The sequence below is a fragment of the Ruegeria sp. D7 genome, assembly GCF_056534355.1.
Map to the genome: position 1 here is coordinate 1 of NZ_JBQFPG010000010.1, position 15276 is coordinate 15276.

17 protein-coding genes and 1 pseudogene are annotated in these 15276 nt (G+C 56.5%); 12 read left to right on the forward strand and 6 right to left on the reverse strand.

The window, feature by feature from the left end:
- The 8 genes and pseudogenes from ACRZ9U_RS14255 to ACRZ9U_RS14290 form a co-directional block, all read left to right on the forward strand.
- Positions 1-139 (forward strand): annotated as a pseudogene (locus ACRZ9U_RS14255) (iron-containing alcohol dehydrogenase); the annotation flags it as partial.
- 2 nt (positions 140-141) lie between these two features.
- A complete protein-coding gene (locus ACRZ9U_RS14260; protein ID WP_170407899.1) occupies positions 142-981 on the forward strand; it encodes an EamA family transporter in 840 nt (279 codons plus the stop codon).
- 178 nt (positions 982-1159) lie between these two features.
- Complete coding sequence (locus ACRZ9U_RS14265; RefSeq protein WP_170407901.1) at positions 1160-2053, forward strand: DeoR/GlpR family DNA-binding transcription regulator; 894 nt, start codon at positions 1160-1162, stop codon at positions 2051-2053.
- Positions 2054-2073: 20 nt separating this feature from the next.
- Positions 2074-4113, forward strand: coding sequence for an ABC transporter substrate-binding protein (locus ACRZ9U_RS14270; protein WP_170407903.1), 2040 nt, complete (start codon positions 2074-2076; stop codon positions 4111-4113).
- A 61-nt stretch (positions 4114-4174) separates the two neighbouring features.
- A complete protein-coding gene (locus ACRZ9U_RS14275; RefSeq protein WP_170407905.1) occupies positions 4175-5179 on the forward strand; it encodes an ABC transporter permease in 1005 nt (334 codons plus the stop codon).
- A gap of 4 nt (positions 5180-5183) precedes the next feature.
- A complete protein-coding gene (locus ACRZ9U_RS14280; RefSeq protein WP_170407907.1) occupies positions 5184-6314 on the forward strand; it encodes an ABC transporter permease in 1131 nt (376 codons plus the stop codon).
- The gene (locus ACRZ9U_RS14285; RefSeq protein ID WP_170407909.1) at positions 6311-7309 is read left to right on the forward strand and encodes an ABC transporter ATP-binding protein; all 999 of its coding nucleotides are present in this window, start codon (positions 6311-6313) and stop codon (positions 7307-7309) included. The genes ACRZ9U_RS14280 and ACRZ9U_RS14285 overlap by 4 nt, the downstream gene beginning before the upstream one ends.
- The gene (locus ACRZ9U_RS14290) at positions 7306-8127 is read left to right on the forward strand and encodes an ATP-binding cassette domain-containing protein (protein WP_170407911.1); all 822 of its coding nucleotides are present in this window, start codon (positions 7306-7308) and stop codon (positions 8125-8127) included. Before ACRZ9U_RS14285 ends, ACRZ9U_RS14290 begins: the two co-directional genes overlap by 4 nt.
- On the opposite strand, the gene ACRZ9U_RS14295 is transcribed toward ACRZ9U_RS14290, so the two are convergent.
- Both ACRZ9U_RS14295 and hslU read right to left on the reverse strand, forming a co-directional pair.
- Complete coding sequence (locus ACRZ9U_RS14295) at positions 8128-9225, reverse strand: alpha/beta fold hydrolase (RefSeq protein ID WP_170407913.1); 1098 nt, start codon at positions 9223-9225, stop codon at positions 8128-8130.
- Between the two features lie 97 nt (positions 9226-9322).
- Positions 9323-10630: an ATP-dependent protease ATPase subunit HslU gene (hslU, locus tag ACRZ9U_RS14300; protein ID WP_170407914.1), complete on the reverse strand. Its 1308-nt coding sequence runs from the start codon at positions 10628-10630 to the stop codon at positions 9323-9325.
- Positions 10631-10828: 198 nt separating this feature from the next.
- Here hslU and ACRZ9U_RS14305 point away from each other — a divergent pair, with 198 nt between their 5' ends.
- Together ACRZ9U_RS14305 and ACRZ9U_RS14310 are read left to right on the forward strand one after the other, a co-directional pair.
- Positions 10829-11230, forward strand: coding sequence for a DM13 domain-containing protein (locus ACRZ9U_RS14305; RefSeq protein WP_170397803.1), 402 nt, complete (start codon positions 10829-10831; stop codon positions 11228-11230).
- A gap of 105 nt (positions 11231-11335) precedes the next feature.
- Positions 11336-12577, forward strand: coding sequence for an MFS transporter (locus ACRZ9U_RS14310; protein WP_170397806.1), 1242 nt, complete (start codon positions 11336-11338; stop codon positions 12575-12577).
- Between the two features lie 29 nt (positions 12578-12606).
- Here ACRZ9U_RS14310 and ACRZ9U_RS14315 read toward each other — a convergent pair whose 3' ends face one another.
- Both ACRZ9U_RS14315 and hslV read right to left on the reverse strand, forming a co-directional pair.
- The gene (locus ACRZ9U_RS14315; protein WP_170407915.1) at positions 12607-12960 is read right to left on the reverse strand and encodes a hypothetical protein; all 354 of its coding nucleotides are present in this window, start codon (positions 12958-12960) and stop codon (positions 12607-12609) included.
- Positions 12957-13514, reverse strand: a complete 558-nt coding sequence (gene hslV, locus ACRZ9U_RS14320; RefSeq protein WP_170397812.1) for an ATP-dependent protease subunit HslV — start codon at positions 13512-13514, stop codon at positions 12957-12959. The genes ACRZ9U_RS14315 and hslV overlap by 4 nt, the downstream gene beginning before the upstream one ends.
- A gap of 197 nt (positions 13515-13711) precedes the next feature.
- Here hslV and ACRZ9U_RS14325 point away from each other — a divergent pair, with 197 nt between their 5' ends.
- Positions 13712-13909, forward strand: coding sequence for a DUF1127 domain-containing protein (locus tag ACRZ9U_RS14325; RefSeq protein ID WP_170397815.1), 198 nt, complete (start codon positions 13712-13714; stop codon positions 13907-13909).
- A gap of 55 nt (positions 13910-13964) precedes the next feature.
- Here ACRZ9U_RS14325 and ACRZ9U_RS14330 read toward each other — a convergent pair whose 3' ends face one another.
- Both ACRZ9U_RS14330 and ACRZ9U_RS14335 read right to left on the reverse strand, forming a co-directional pair.
- Positions 13965-14327: a Lin0512 family protein gene (locus ACRZ9U_RS14330; RefSeq protein ID WP_170407917.1), complete on the reverse strand. Its 363-nt coding sequence runs from the start codon at positions 14325-14327 to the stop codon at positions 13965-13967.
- Complete coding sequence (locus tag ACRZ9U_RS14335) at positions 14324-14674, reverse strand: Lin0512 family protein (protein WP_170397821.1); 351 nt, start codon at positions 14672-14674, stop codon at positions 14324-14326. Before ACRZ9U_RS14335 ends, ACRZ9U_RS14330 begins: the two co-directional genes overlap by 4 nt.
- Positions 14675-14942: 268 nt before the next feature.
- On the opposite strand from ACRZ9U_RS14335, the gene ACRZ9U_RS14340 reads away from it, so the two are divergent.
- Entirely contained in the window at positions 14943-15206 is a 264-nt protein-coding gene (locus ACRZ9U_RS14340; RefSeq protein ID WP_170397824.1) for a hypothetical protein, read from the forward strand.
- Positions 15207-15276: the final 70 nt, after the last annotated feature.

A 15276-nucleotide genomic window follows, 5' to 3' on the forward strand; every position in this document is an offset into this window, starting at 1 on the left:
CAATCTCTCCGACCTCGGCGTCACCAAAGCCGCCATCCCCGAACTGGTCCAAGGCGCAATCATCGACCCCTCATGCGGAGGGAATCCGATCCAACTCAACCAACAAAACATCACTGAGCTGTTTAATACGGCGATCTGACAGTGAGCGCTGAAATCGTTCTCATAATCCTTGCGGCCGCGTTACTGCATGCGATCTGGAACACGGTTGTAAAAACGGCCGCTGACCGAACGGTCACGCTGGGTCTGGTTGCACTGGGGCATGTTATCCCGGGGGCGCTGATGGTGGCGGTTCTGCCGCTCCCGAATGTCGAGAGCCTGCCATATCTGGCAGGTTCGACCGTTGTTCATTTCGGATATTTCTACATGCTGAATCAGGCCTACCGGCATGGTGATCTCAGTGTGGTGTACCCGATCGCGCGCGGTGTGGTTCCTGCGCTGGTCGCTCTTTGGGCCGTGATATTTGCGGGCGAACATCTGCCGACGCAGGCCTGGATTGGGATCGCGGTGATTGCCACCGGCATTCAACTGTCCAGCTGGTCGGTTTTGAGGCAAGGGGTCGGTAGGGCATCGCTTGTTTTCGCATTGGGAACGGGCTGCTTTATTTCCATCTACTCGCTTGTGGATGGCCTGGGCGTGCGGGTGTCAGGCAACATCCTGAGTTATTGGGCCTGGCATTCGGTTCTGCATATCTTTGTTGTGGGCTTTGTCGCGCTACGACGAGGCGCGCGTGTGCTTGATTTGCCTCTGCGCATCTGGGCGATTGGGATTGCAGGCGGAATGGTGTCGATGACGGCTTACGGCCTAGTGCTTTATGCCAAGAATTTCGCTCCGCTTGGCGTCGTGTCAGCCTTACGCGAAACTTCAGTGATCTTCGCGGCCCTGATCGGATTTCTGTTCCTGGGTGAAGGCAATCCCATGCGACGCCTTCTGGCAGCCGTGATGATGGCTGCAGGCGTGACGCTGATCGCATTGTCGTCATGAACACATGCTGGGATGAGTTGAATGATTCTTGCAAGAGATCTGAAATCCACCTGTCACGCCGCATGAAACTGCAGGTTTGCTGTGCCATGTTGACCGGAAAAGGCAAAAAAACCAAAATTGTCGCAAAAGATTTACATTTATTGTGGATTTTTGCGCGAAAATGTGACCGAGTCTGAAAATGGATGATGATAGCGTAACCATCCCACATCGTGGCCGAGAGCTGCTGGATGTCCTTGCGCGGCTGGGGGGGTCAGCGCGCAACACTCAGATCGCCCAGATCATGGACGTCTCTGAGGAAACTGTGCGTCGTTTGGTCAAGGCACTGGCGCGCGCGAACAAGGTTGAGCGTGTGCATGGCGGCACATTTCTGTCTCGGGCGCAGGATACACCGATGTTTTCGGGCGCGTTGGAGTATAATGCCGACGAGAAAACCAACATCGCCAAGCGGGTCTGCGGGTTGCTTGAGGACGAGATGGTGTTGTTCATCACCGTTGGCTCGACCATGACTCATGTGGCCGAGCAACTACGTGAGCTGCGGGGTTTGACCGTCGTTAGCAACTCTTTGTCAGTTGTCGCATCCCTGGCCGATCACAATGGCACGCGCGCCGTTCTGGCAGGGGGCGAAGTAATCCGGTCCGAGCGAGGCAGTTTTGGCCGTGCGGCTGAAGAACTGGCGTGTCAGTACAGCTATGACGCGGTGATCTGCGGCGCGGATGCACTGTCGCTGGTTGGAGGCGTATTGGCCTCGAACCCGCTGGAGGCGGATCTGACCCGTGCGCTGCAAGGGAACACGCATCGCATGATCGTTGCAGCGGACCACACTAAATTCGGTGCAAAGGCGGCCAACGTGTCTTGCCCGTTCGACAAGGTGACGGATCTGGTGACCGATATCGCGCCACCCGATGCGTTTGCACCCGTTCTCAAGCAAGCTGGGGTCCAAGTGCACATTGCATCGCAATACGATGTCAAATCCGGGCCAGATGAAATAGAGCCCCGGAAGCAAAAAAAGAACAAAGAAACCTCCGAAAGCAAAGCGGGCAAATCGGGCTCTCGGAAACGCAAAACGAAATAAACAAAACCTAGGGAGAAAACATGAAAAAGCTTCTTATGTCAGGTGTGGCCTTTGCCACAATCGGGGGCGCGGCCTGGGCCAATTGTCCTGCTGCAACCGTCGCGGATATGCAGGGCGTCGCAGCAGGTGCTTATCCTCAGCAGTTTGATCTGTCCGAGTTTCAATCAGCTGCAAACTGTACGCTCAGCTTTGCCGAAAACCCGGCTATTGGGGATCTGAACGGCATGATCCGTGGCAATGGCGATCTTGCGGCCGTGGCAGATCGTCTGCCGGCCGACCCGTTGGTCATCGTACCCTATGACTCGATAGGTCAGTATGGCGGTGTTCTGGACGCGCTCTCCAACGCCACAGAAAGCGGCACCTCGGACTTCCTTTCGGTGCGTCACGTCAACCTGTTCCGCTATTCCGACGACCTGCAGACCTTGGTGCCCAACGTGGCGAAATCCTGGGAATGGAACGATGACTTCACCGTGCTTACCGTGACCTTGCGCGAAGGTCACAAATGGTCGGACGGTGCACCGTTCACCTCAGCAGATGTTGTGTTCTGGTACGACAATCTGATGATGGACACCAATGTCATCGCCGAAGCGAAGGATTATGCGCTGGCGGGCGGTGAGCCCATGAAGGTCGAAGCGCTGGACGACACCACTGTCCGCTTTACCCTTGCCGCGCCCAAGCCTGGCCTGACTGAGACATTCTCGTTCACCTATGTGCAGCCCTACCAGCCCAAGCATTTCTTTGAAAAGTTCCACCCGGCGCTGGATGACAACGCCGACGCCAACGCGCAGGCGCTTGGTTATGAAAACGGGTACGAGCTGATCAAGGCCTATTATGGCAACTCGGACTGGATGGATACGCCATCTCCGATGCTGACAGCCGGTGACAAACTGGCGGGTCTTCCCACCGACACCATGCCGACACTGGAGAGCCATATCCTTGTGAAGGAGAGCACCGAGGGTCGTCACTACGTGGCCAACCCCTATTTCTTCCAGGTCGATACGCAGGGTAACCAGCTTCCCTACATTTCGGAAATGGATGAAACTTACGTTCCGGACGAAGAAGTTCGCACCCTTAAGTTGCTGAATGGTGAGGTCGATTACAAATCGCAAGGTGTTAACCTGACATCCGCTCCGGTGCTGCTCGAAGGTCAGGAGAACGGTAACTACACGGTCGAGGTGAAGCCTTCGATCGGCTATCCGGTTCTGACCTTCAACGTGACCGCAGAAGACGAGGCCAAGCGCGCGATCTTTAACGATATCCGGTTCAGAACTGCGATGTCTGTTGCTATGGATCGCAACCAGCTGAACGAGGTTGTGGCTTTTGGTCTGGGAACACCGACACAGTACATCGGCTTCTCGCCACGTCCCGATTTCATCGACGAAAAATGGTCGAACCATGAGATCGAATTCGACGCAGAGCGCGCCAATGCGCTGCTGGAAGAAGTAGGTCTTGTCGACAAGGACGGTGATGGCTTCCGCGACTTGCCGAATGGTGATCCGTTTGTTCTGGATTGGCAGTTCTCGACCCAGCCAGCTTCGGCGCAACTGGTGGAACTGATTGCTCAGAACTGGAAAGACGTTGGCGTCAACACCGCGATCAAAGAGGTGACATCCGACGAATTCCGCGCCGCACAAACGGCCAACTCGCTGGATATGGGCCTATGGCTGAAGAGCCAGCCAGCCGGGTCGATCCTCGGGGACAGCGAGATCTGGGTGCCTCCGTTTGATGGCTATTTCGACGTACGTACAGGTATGCTCTGGGCTGAATACATCAGCTCAAACGGTGAAAACGGTGTTGAACCGCCGGCTTGGGTCGCGGATCTGAAGGCTGCATTGGACACCTATCAGTCCAGTGCACCCGGCTCTGATGCGTCAGTATCCGCCGCGCAGAAGATGGTCGAGATCATGACCGGCGAGCTGCTGTTCCTGGGTACCGTGAATGCTCCTGCCCCGATCTATCACTCGAACAACCTGCAGAACTTTACCGAGTTCAAAACGCAGTCTTACGAGTTCTATCGGACCTATCCTTACCGCCCCGCCCAGTGGTGGCTGAGCGAATAAGGTTGATAAGATAAGAAGGTGGGCGCCCGCGCCCGCCTTCGCGCATCCCGCGGGGACAGATATGTTGCAATTCTGCAGATTTGCCGCCACCCGGGCGGTTATGGCGTTGGTCACTTTGGTCATCGTATCGCTGATTGTTTTTTCACTGATGGAACTGGTGCCCGGTGACTGTGCCGAGCGCTATTTGGCGTATAAAAACACCCAAGGGTCCGCGATCACCGTTGCTGACGTTGCAGCAGAACGCGCCCGACTGGGGTTGGATCAACCGTTCCTGACCCGATGGGCCACCTGGTTGTCAGGGGCGTTTCGTGGCGATTTCGGCGAAAGCTGCATCCTGCGGGTGAATATTGCACAGCTGCTGGGCGACAAGTTCTGGCTGTCGCTGTGGATCTGCCTTGGCGCTTTGACGCTGGCTTATGCCATTGCAATCCCTGTGGGCATCATTTCTGCCGCCTCGCGCAGTGCGGTACTGAACAACTCGCTGCGGATAGTCAGCTATCTGGGTTTGGCGATGCCGAACTTCCTGCTGGCCCTGATGGTGATGCTGGTTTCGACCGTCTATTTCGGCGAGACGCTAACGGGCTTGTTCTCGCCCGAGTACAAAGAAGCGCCATGGTCATGGGGCAAGTTTCTGGACTTGCTGAAACACGCTTGGCTGCCAATCTTCATTCTTGGCTGGTCGGCCACCGCCTTTGCGCTGCAAACCGTTCGCGCGTTGATGTCGGATGAGATCGGCAAGCTATACGTTACAGCCGCTGCCGCGCGAGGCATTTATGGCCGTCGCCTGCTGTGGCGCTATCCGGCCCGTCATGCGTTGGGGCCGATCGTCAACAGCCTTGGCTTTGACCTGAACCGGATTTTCAACGAACTCCCCATTGTGGCGCTGATCCTGACATTGACCGAAGCCGGGGCGCTGTTGTTGGAAGCGCTGGCACGGTCCAATGACCAGCAACTTGCAGGGGCCATCATCTTTCTGCTGACCGCTTCCATCGTGACGTTGAATTTCTTCACAGACATTCTGCTTGCGGCCATCGACCCGCGCGTCCGCAAGAGTATTCTCAGGTGACCAGATGAGCGTGACATCCACCAACCAAAAGGCGAAAGAAGCCTATTTCACCGCCTCGCAACGTCAGTTGATCTGGGCAAGGTTCAAGAAACAGCGCGCGGCAATGATTGCAGCCACTGTTCTGGTTGTGCTGATCCTGTCGGGTATCTTCGCCCCGTTCCTTTCGCCATATGATCCGACCGCGGCAGGGCGTGACAAAGACTATCTGAACGGTGCCCCGCAGATTCCAAAATTCTGCGACAAGAATGGCTGCTCGATCCGCCCGTTCCTGCACGGGGTAACCCGCGAACGCTCGTTGGCGACCAATTTCCGCTGGGTCGAGAAAGTGAACGAGGATGAACGCCGATATATCCAGTTCTTTGTTCGGGGCGATAAATACAAGCTGTTTGGCTTCATCCCCGGTGATATCCACCTGTTTGGCGCCGATGAGGGCTATGTTCATCTGTTCGGAACCGACAGTGCCGGCAAGGATATCTTCAGCCGCACGCTGCATGCTGTTTGGACGTCGCTGCAGGTTGGAACGCTTGGGGTCATGATCTCATTCGTACTGGCGCTCGCGATCGGGGGGGTCGCCGGATACTATGGCGGAATGGTCGATAGTGTGATCCAGATGATCACCGACGCGATCCGAACGGTTCCGGCCATACCCCTTTTCATGGCGATTGCTGCCTTCATCCCGCCGGAGTGGTCGGCCGAGACACGGTTTTTCGTGATAACGGCCATATTGGGACTGGTCGGCTGGCCGACGCTGGCGCGGCGGGTGCGTACCCATCTGCTAACGGAACGCAATCAGGAATACGTGCTTGCGGCGAAACTGTGCGGCGCGTCGCCGGGCCACATCATCCGGCGTCACCTGCTGCCCAGCTTCACCAGCTACATCATCGTCGATCTGGTGATCTCGTTCCCCTATATGGTCCTCAGCGAAACCGCGCTCAGCTTTATCGGGCTGGGGCTGAAAGATCCGGTCAACTCACTTGGCGTGATGTTGCAGAATGTGACCAAGGCGGATGTTCTGCTGAATTACCAATGGTATTTCATCCCGGTCATCTTCTTTGTCGTTCTCGTGATGTCTTTCGTGTTCGTTGGCGATGGCCTGCGCGATGCGGCTGATCCTTATTCGGAGACCCGCAAATGAGCCTGATCGATGTCGAAAACCTGTCCGTTCAGTTCAAAACCGATGAAGGGTTGATCACGGCGGTTGAGGATGTTTCGTTTTCACTCGCCCCAGGCGAGGTGCTCGGGCTGGTCGGCGAAAGTGGATCGGGAAAATCAGTGACGGCAAAGTCACTGATGAAACTAAATCCACCCAACGCGATCTATGCGCCGGAAAGCCGGATCGATCTGCATCTCGACAGCGGCCCGGTTGATATCATGGCGCTGAAGCGGCCCAGGGACATGGAGATTGTGCGCGGCGGGGCGATCAGTATGATCTTCCAAGAGCCGATGGCCAGCTTTGCCCCCGCGATCACTATCGGCAAGCAGATGGTTGAACAGTTGCTGATCCACACGGACCTCAGCAAAAAGCAGGCCAAAGAACTATCGATCGAAATGCTGGACCGAGTGGGTATCCTTGAACCAGCGGCCCGGTTCAACCAGTACGCTTTCGAATTGTCGGGCGGGATGCGTCAGCGGGCGATGATCGCCATGGCGCTTTCGACCAAGCCCAAACTGCTGATCGCGGATGAGCCGACAACGGCGCTGGACGTGACCATTCAGGCTCAGGTTTTGGATCTGATGAAGGATCTGGTGGCCGAGTTCGGCATGGGTATCGTCTTCATCACCCATGACCTAAGCGTCGTCGCCCAAACCGCCGACCGGGTTGCGGTGATGTATCTGGGTCGGATCATGGAAAGCGGACCTGTGCGTGAGGTGATCCGCCATCCGGCACATGCCTATACGCGTGGCCTGCTGAACGCGTTACCCAAACTCGATGATCTGGACGCACCGCTAACCCCGATCCCCGGCGATATCCCCTCACCTCTGGAGCGGCCATCAGGCTGCGTGTTCCATCCACGCAACCCGGAACTCAAACCCGGATCGCGATATGAAACGGAACGCCCACCCTTGACCGAGGTCAGCCCCGGCCATTTCGCAGCCATTTTCCCCGAAGACGTGCCAGGCCAGCCATGACAAATGCACTGATCAAAACCGAAAACCTGTCGGTCGAATTTCCCCTTGGTGGCGGGTTGTTTAATAAGCGCACGCTGAAGGCGGTCGACAACGTCTCGATCGAAATCCCGCGAGGGGCTTTTGTTGGGGTGGTCGGCGAGTCCGGCTCGGGCAAGACAACACTTGGCCGCGCATTGCTGAATGCGGTTCCAATCACCAGCGGTAGCGCAAGCTATGATGATGGTGAAGAGCAGTTCGATCTGACCAAAATGTCAGCAACCGATCTCAAGTCCTATCGCCGTCGGGCTCAGTTGATTTTTCAGGACCCTTACGCGGCGCTTAGTCCTCGGATGACCGTGCGTGATATCATAGCCGAACCGCTGGATGTGATGGGCCTGACCGCATCGCGTGAGGAAACCGATGCGCGGGTTCGCGAGATTGCGGGCAAATGCCGGTTGAACCTTGAACATCTGCGACGCTACCCGCACGCGTTTTCGGGCGGTCAGCGTCAGCGGATTTCTATCGCGCGGGCTCTGGCCTGCAACCCGCGTTTTGTAGTTGCCGATGAATGCGTGGCGGCGCTGGACGTGTCGATTCAGGCGGATATCCTGAACCTGCTGAAATCCCTTCAGCGAGATATGGGCCTGACCTTCATGTTCATCAGCCACGATCTGTCGGTTGTGGCCCATACCTGCGATTTTGTGGTCGTGATGTATCACGGCAAGATCGTTGAAAGCGCCCCGACGCGCGAACTGTTTGCCGCACCCAAGCAAGACTATACCAAGCGGTTGCTGGATGCGATCCCATCGCTGGACCCCGATCATCGAATGCGTGCCTGATCAGGGCGCGCTGACCTGCGCCTGCCCGGTCTCGGTCAGCACAATCTCGGTCGCGCCATCTGCGCTGCGCTCGCTGGGTGGGACAAGGACATCGATGCCAGGCCGGTCGGGGCCAAAGGTGTTGCTGACCCGGCGGACCGAACTGAGAATGGCCAGCAGCGCCGGAGACGTTGCCGCCACGAAATGAGATGATCCCGCATCGCTGTTGAATGCAGTCGTGTCGATCACGCTGATCGGATATTCGGCCAACGCGTCGACCGAACTGATATTACCCAACCTCTGACTGTCCGCGGTGCCGCGCAGCCGAGCCGACAGGTTCAGAATCTTGTCCTTCTGGGACACCATCACCACAAACGGATCGGGCGGGCTCTTGATGCTGTTCATCTGGGATCGGAACAGATCCACATCCAGATCAGGTGAGATCAGGATGACCCCCTCAAGATTGCGGCTTGCCCACCCCGGCTCGCGTAGTTCGGCTTGCCGCATCATCTCCATCGATAGGGCGCTGCCCATCGAATGCGCTATCAGTACAACCCGCTTTACGCCCATTGATTTGAGCAGTCTAATGGTCTGTTCCAGCCCGTCTCGGGCAAACAGCATACTGTCCAGATCATAGGCGTAACCGGTGCCGCGCGCCTTACTGGGCCAGGAATAAATCAGAATGGTTCCGGGGATACCGATATCATGGCTCAGCTGAGCGGCCCGAAATGCGGTCTCAGTCTGCGTGGCGTTATACCCGTGAACAAAGATGACCACGTCATCCACGCCACGCAGACGGGACTTCAGATCCTGCGGACCCGAGAACTCGGTAACATCCGCCACGACAAACTGTTTGTTCGGATTCGGGTTCGCGTATGAGAAATTGAGTTCACCCGGCGTGTGCGACGGCGGAATCGAGACGGTCATCTCAAGGTAACGCAATGCCTCGGCACGGTTAGCGCCGTAGCTGCCATCCGGCTCGCGCGCACGGGTAGTGGCGGCAAAGACCGTGGCGGGGGTGCCGACCCTAAGGGCTTCGGGTGTGATCTCTGTGATAGACCGATCCGCACAGGCGGTCAGCACAGACAGCGTCACAATGATGATGAAATAGCGCAGCACGCTCTGCCCCTGTGAAGTTACAGGGCTACGCTACCGTATTCCCGCCCCGCGTCCAGCCTAAGGGCAGGACTCATTGGCAAAATCCGGCTGGCACCTGTTACAAAACGTAACGGCTGAGGTCTGTGGATTTTGTCAGTTCGCCAAGATTGTCGTTCACGAAACCTGCATCGACGGTGATCTCAGCCCCTGCCTGATCCGGTGCGGTGAACGAAAGCTCTTCGAACACGCGCTCCATCACCGTGTAAAGCCGCCGCGCACCGATATTCTCGATGCTTTGGTTCACATCCGCCGCAATCCGGGCCAAGGCTGCGATCCCATCTTCGGTGAAACTGACCGTGACCTCTTCAGTGCCCATCAGGGCAGTATACTGCAGGGTCAGAGCGTTGTCGGTCTCGGTCAGGATACGTACGAAATCCTCTTCTGTCAGGGCGCGCAGTTCCACGCGTATCGGCAAGCGGCCCTGAAGTTCTGGCAGCAGGTCCGAGGGCTTGGCGATGTGAAACGCACCGGATGCGATGAAAAGGATATGGTCGGTTTTCACAGGGCCATGTTTGGTGCTGACAGTGGTGCCCTCGATCAGAGGCAGCAGGTCGCGCTGAACCCCTTCCCGGCTGACATCGCCTCCGCGCGCATCGGATCGGGCGCAGACTTTGTCGATCTCATCCAGAAACACGATGCCGTTCTGTTCGACCGATTCCAAAGCCACACGGTTGACGGTTTCATCATCCAGCAACTTGTCGGCCTCTTCCCCAATTAACGCCTCATAGCTTTCAGCGACAGTCATGCGTTTCTTGACGGTCCGTCCACCGAAGGCTTTGCCGAAGATATCACCCAGATTCATCATCCCCATCTGACCACCCGGCTGGCCCGGAATATCGAACATTGGCATCGGGTTCGTGGTATCGGACAGTTCCAACTCGATTTCGGTATCGTCCAGCTCACCCGCTTTCAGCTTCTTACGGAACATCTCGCGTGTCGCTTCGCGGGCGTCGGTTCCAGCAATCGCCTCGATCACGCGATCCTCGGCGGCCTGATGGGCGCGGGCTTTGACATCCTCGCGCATATACTCGCGGGTTTGCAGGATTGCGGCGTCAGCCAGATCACGCACGATCTGTTCAACGTCCCGACCGACATAGCCGACCTCGGTGAATTTGGTGGCTTCAACCTTGATGAAGGGTGCGCGGGCCAGTTTGGCCAGACGGCGGCTGATCTCGGTCTTGCCAACGCCGGTGGGTCCGATCATCAAAATGTTTTTTGGATAGACCTCATCGCGGATGTCATCTGGCAACTGCTTGCGCCGCCAGCGGTTGCGTAGCGCCACGGCGACGGCGCGTTTCGCGTCTTTCTGCCCGATAATAAAGCGGTCCAGTTCCGAGACAATCTCGCGCGGGGTCAGGTCGGTCATATGTGTTCTATCCGTATGTTTCGCAGCGGAACCTAATCATACGGCGCGAAAACACAAGCCGATCACGAGAAGATCACGGCAACTCACGGGCAGCACACGGAATTTCGTGGTGATGTGAATCGCCAGATGCACAGCGTCTGCGGCATAACCTTTCGCGACGGACTCTGCGTCCGTATGACATTAGGGAGATACCTCATCATGATGACTCGTCGTTCGCTTTTTGTGAAAGCTGCAGCTACCGGCGCGGCCCTGTCTCTGGTCGGCACCACCGCTGCCCTGGCCGGTGGCGCAAAAAAGAAAGGCACATTTGAAGGCCGCTCGAACCACGTCACTACCGGTTCGGTAAAACTGGTCAAAGATGGCGAGCGTTACATCGTTGAACTGGGCGACGACTTTTCGCTGGACAACGGCCCCGACCCGCGTGTCGCATTTGGCAAGGACGGCACATACGCCCCAGACAGCAAACTGGGCGCGCTGCTGCACCTGACCGGCAAGCAATCCTATGCCGTGCCACCAACCATGGATGTCTCGGGCTACAACGAAGTTTACATTTGGTGCGAGGTTGCCGGCGTCCCGCTGGGAGTTGCTTCGTTGAAGTAATCACACCCTTCAGGGGTCGGGCTTTCCGGCCTCTGACACGCCGTTAGGTGACAGGGCAACTGTCTGTTACACTCGCCCCAAGATATTGGAACTGGGGGCGTTTTCATGACCAAGATTGCCAAGATCACCCTGCTGTTTGTGGTCTTTGTTGACCTGATCGGACAAGGGCTGGTGTTTCCCATCATCAACTCCCTGATCATGGAAACGAAGTCCGGCTTCTTGCCGGAAAGCACGGCCATGGGCACAAGGCACTTTTATTATGGTCTGGTGATTGGCTGCTTCTTCCTGTCTTGGTTTCTGGGGGTGGTCTATGTCTCGAAAGTTTCTGACTCTATCGGGCGCAAGAATGCTCTTCTGGTCTGTTTGACCGGGGCGTTGGTCGGTTACGCCCTGACGATCGCCGCGCTTTATCTTAACAGCCTGCTATTGCTGATCATCGGCCGGTCGATCACCGGATTTACCGCCGGCAATCAGCCCATTGCGCAGGCGGCAATGATCGATGGCAGCACCGACGCTGCCGACCGCGACCGCAACATGGGTTATATTGTGACCGGTGTCAGCTTTGGCTTGGTCGGAGGACCGATCATAGGCGCGGTTCTGTCCGATGCAGCCTTATTGGGCAGCGCGGCGACATTGAAAACGCCTTTCTACGGGGCGTTTGTACTGGTCCTGATTGCAATCTTTCTTGTGACCGCGTTCTTCAAGGATACCAGAACCGAGCGCGAACCCTTCGTCTTCCGCCCCCGCGACATAACCGACAGCCTCATAGCTGTGCGCGAACACCCGCTGGTTCTAAAAATCATGCCAGTTTATGCCCTGTTCATGGTCGCCAACGTTACTTTCTATGTATTCGTCGACAACTTCCTGACCAGCGCGTGGGGTTATGGCGTAATAGGGGGCAGCATGGCGATGGTGGTCATTGGCGTTGCGCTGGCCTTTTCCAGCACCTTCCTTGTGAAACCAGCGCAAGAGAGGTTCAGCAAGCACCAGATCATCTACACCTCATTGGTCACCATGGTGATCTGTGGCTTTGCCTTCGCATTCAGCCCCAGCGGGGTGCTGAGCTATATTCCGGTCTTTTTCTTCTACTTCTTCTTCGGCGTTTCTTACCCGACGCTGCTAGGCCTGTTCTCATCCAGCGTTGCCGAAACGGATCAGGGCTGGGTCATGGGCGTGACCACAGCCGTGTTCTGCCTAGCAGGCGGTATCATGTCCCTGATCGGAGGCGGATTGATGAGCATCGACATCCGCGTCCCCTACTACATTGTCATCGTCACTGCCCTGATGGGCCTGATCGGGATGCATCTGAGGTGGAAGGGTAAAGAGATCAAAGCGCTATTGGCGTAAAGAGCAGCCGATAGAGCGGAGGGGGTCACCTACTCCTGCTCTTCCTCAATTTCTTCTTCGTCAAGTTTGCGCTGGCTTTCCTGTAATGGCGCGCGCTCTATCAGTGCCCAAATTTCCTTTTTGGTCTTCTTTGAAACAGCGCCTCTGGCTTCCAGCTCGATCAATAGCGAGCGTGTATGATCTTCGGTACAGCCAATTGTTCTGCTGAGCCGTTCCAGAGTTTTGAACTTGTATTTGGTATCCCTCAACATGGACTCAAGCAGCTTCTTGCGAGGCTCTTTCCATGTCTTGGCGTGCTTCCGGTTCCGATATTCCTCAAGCACAATCGGCCCAACAATACCGCCAATCAGCCCACCAAATATCGCTGCCAGAACCGCACTCATGACCCGATCGTCTCAACCGTCAGATTGCCGTTGGTATACACGCAGATATCCGCAGCAATTGCCATAGCTTCACGCGCCACATCCTCGGCTGGTTTGTCGCTATCCATCATCGCACGGGCCGCCGCCAGGGCAAAGTTGCCGCCCGACCCGATTGCAGCGACGTTGTGTTCCGGCTCAAGCACGTCCCCTGCCCCAGTGATCACGAGCAGATCCTTGCCGTCGGTCACAATCAGCATCGCCTCGAGCTTCTGCAGATACTTGTCGGTGCGCCAGTCCTTGGCCAGCTCGACCGAAGCACGCGCCAGTTGGCCGGGCGTCGCCTCAAGCTTGGCTTCCAGACGTTCCAGCAGCGTGAACGCATCCGCCGTAGATCCGGCGAATCCGGCGACCACTTCGAACCCGCCCGGTGTCAGGCGACGCACCTTTCGCGCAGTGCCCTTGATCACGGTTTGGCCCAGGCTGACCTGCCCGTCCCCGGCGATGACAACCTGCCCGCCCTTCTTGACGCCAATAATAGTGGTGCCGTGCCATCCGGGAAAATCGCTGTCTGCCATGAATGCCTCCGTTATCCGTGCTGCCATATATGGGCCGGGCACGGGTTCTGCGCAACCGGTTCTAAAAATGCCCAAAAGATATGCAGTAAACGCAAACCGGGGCTGTTGAGTCAGCATTTGTGAGACTCAGCCGCCGGAGTTACATGAGGCTTACAACCGACAACGGGTCGGCTGTTTCTGTTAAAAGGACTAAGCACATGGCAAACGCAATCGCAAAAACCCATGCGCCGCGCGGAGCAGTCACCATCCTGCACGCAGTGGACGCATTCTCTCATGCATTCGAAAACGTTGTCGAATGGTACAAATCATATCAGACACGCAACGAACTGTCGCAACTGAGCGACGAGCAGCTGGAAGACGTCGGGCTGACCCGCGCTGATATCTCCAAGTTCTGATCCAGGATTTGAACACTTATAAGATGAGCCGCTCGATTGAGCGGCTTTTTCTTTTTCAGCTTTCGACGAATTTACCTGCGAGATCAGGCAGATAAGCCTCAACTGCAGCAGTGGCTACGACATGCCGGGTACCCGCCTCGGCATCCTCGACATCCAGTCCCCCTTTGACCGCCCGAACCGAGGCGCGGCCCCGCGGCAGATCCGAGGCGACAAGATCACAATCAACCTTCTCAGGCTGTTGAACGCCAATCGTGACCTCAACGCGCATCTCCTCATGACTGATGCCCAGTTTGGAAAACAGCGTGATGGACGAGTGGTGCAGCGCGTCTTGAACAGCGCGGCGCGCGGCCTTGGTATAGTCCTGACCATACAGGTCGTTGCCGGTCCCCATCTCCAGAATGATGCGTTTTTCCGTCATCGGGCGGGCTCCATATCAAATGAGACAACGATCGCGGCGTTGGCGATCACCGTGCGACCTTCAGAATGGGGTTTGTCGATATCCAAGCCACCATGTGTGACCGTGATGTTGGGCTGGCCGTAAGGGAAAATGGCCTTCAACGCCTGCGAATCCACCCGGTCCGGTTGCTGTACACCGATTTCCGCGTCGATGATCATGGCCTCTTTCGGGAATCCGAACAATTCCGCCATATTGACCGAGTTATGCCAGAGCGCATCCTTGAGCGCGCGCAGCGCTGCTTCGGTATAGTCTTCGCGCCGAAGCGACGTACCCATACCGAATTCCACCAATACCCGAGTTTTGGGCATGTCGCCTCCTTATTCCTGATGACCCGACAATCTGCACGAGTTCTTGCGAATTGAAAGAACCAGTACAGTGAACTGCATCCGGCCAAACCACGAAACCCGAATGTTTGGTGTGTACCGCAGCTATCGACTAGAATTCTGTCTGTTTAAGCACACGATCTATGAAAGGTTTGATTCCATGACGTATTTTCGGCTCATGTCATCATTATTGTTGTTTGGACTTCTGGCGCCAAGCGTATCCGCTGAAGTCATAGAAAACAAAGCGAAATTTATGAACCTGATCGTTGATAAGAAGCTGGTTCAGGGCGAAACCTGGGTGACTATTCACAAGGACGGCACGGTTGAGGGCAAAGGCCCGAAAGGTGGCAGTATCAGCGGCACGTGGGAGTGGAAAGACAGGTATTACTGTCGGAGAATCGTGATCGTCGGTGAAGTGATGCCCCACGACTGTCAGGTGGTTTCAATCGCAGACGACACCGTTACATTTACCCACAAGGACGGCGCGGGAGTATCGGTGAGGTGGACCATCAAGTGAGTCTAAACTCTTGTCACGCAGTGGCTTTCACAAAAAAAGGCGCCCAATGCGGGGCGCCTTTTTGCGTTCG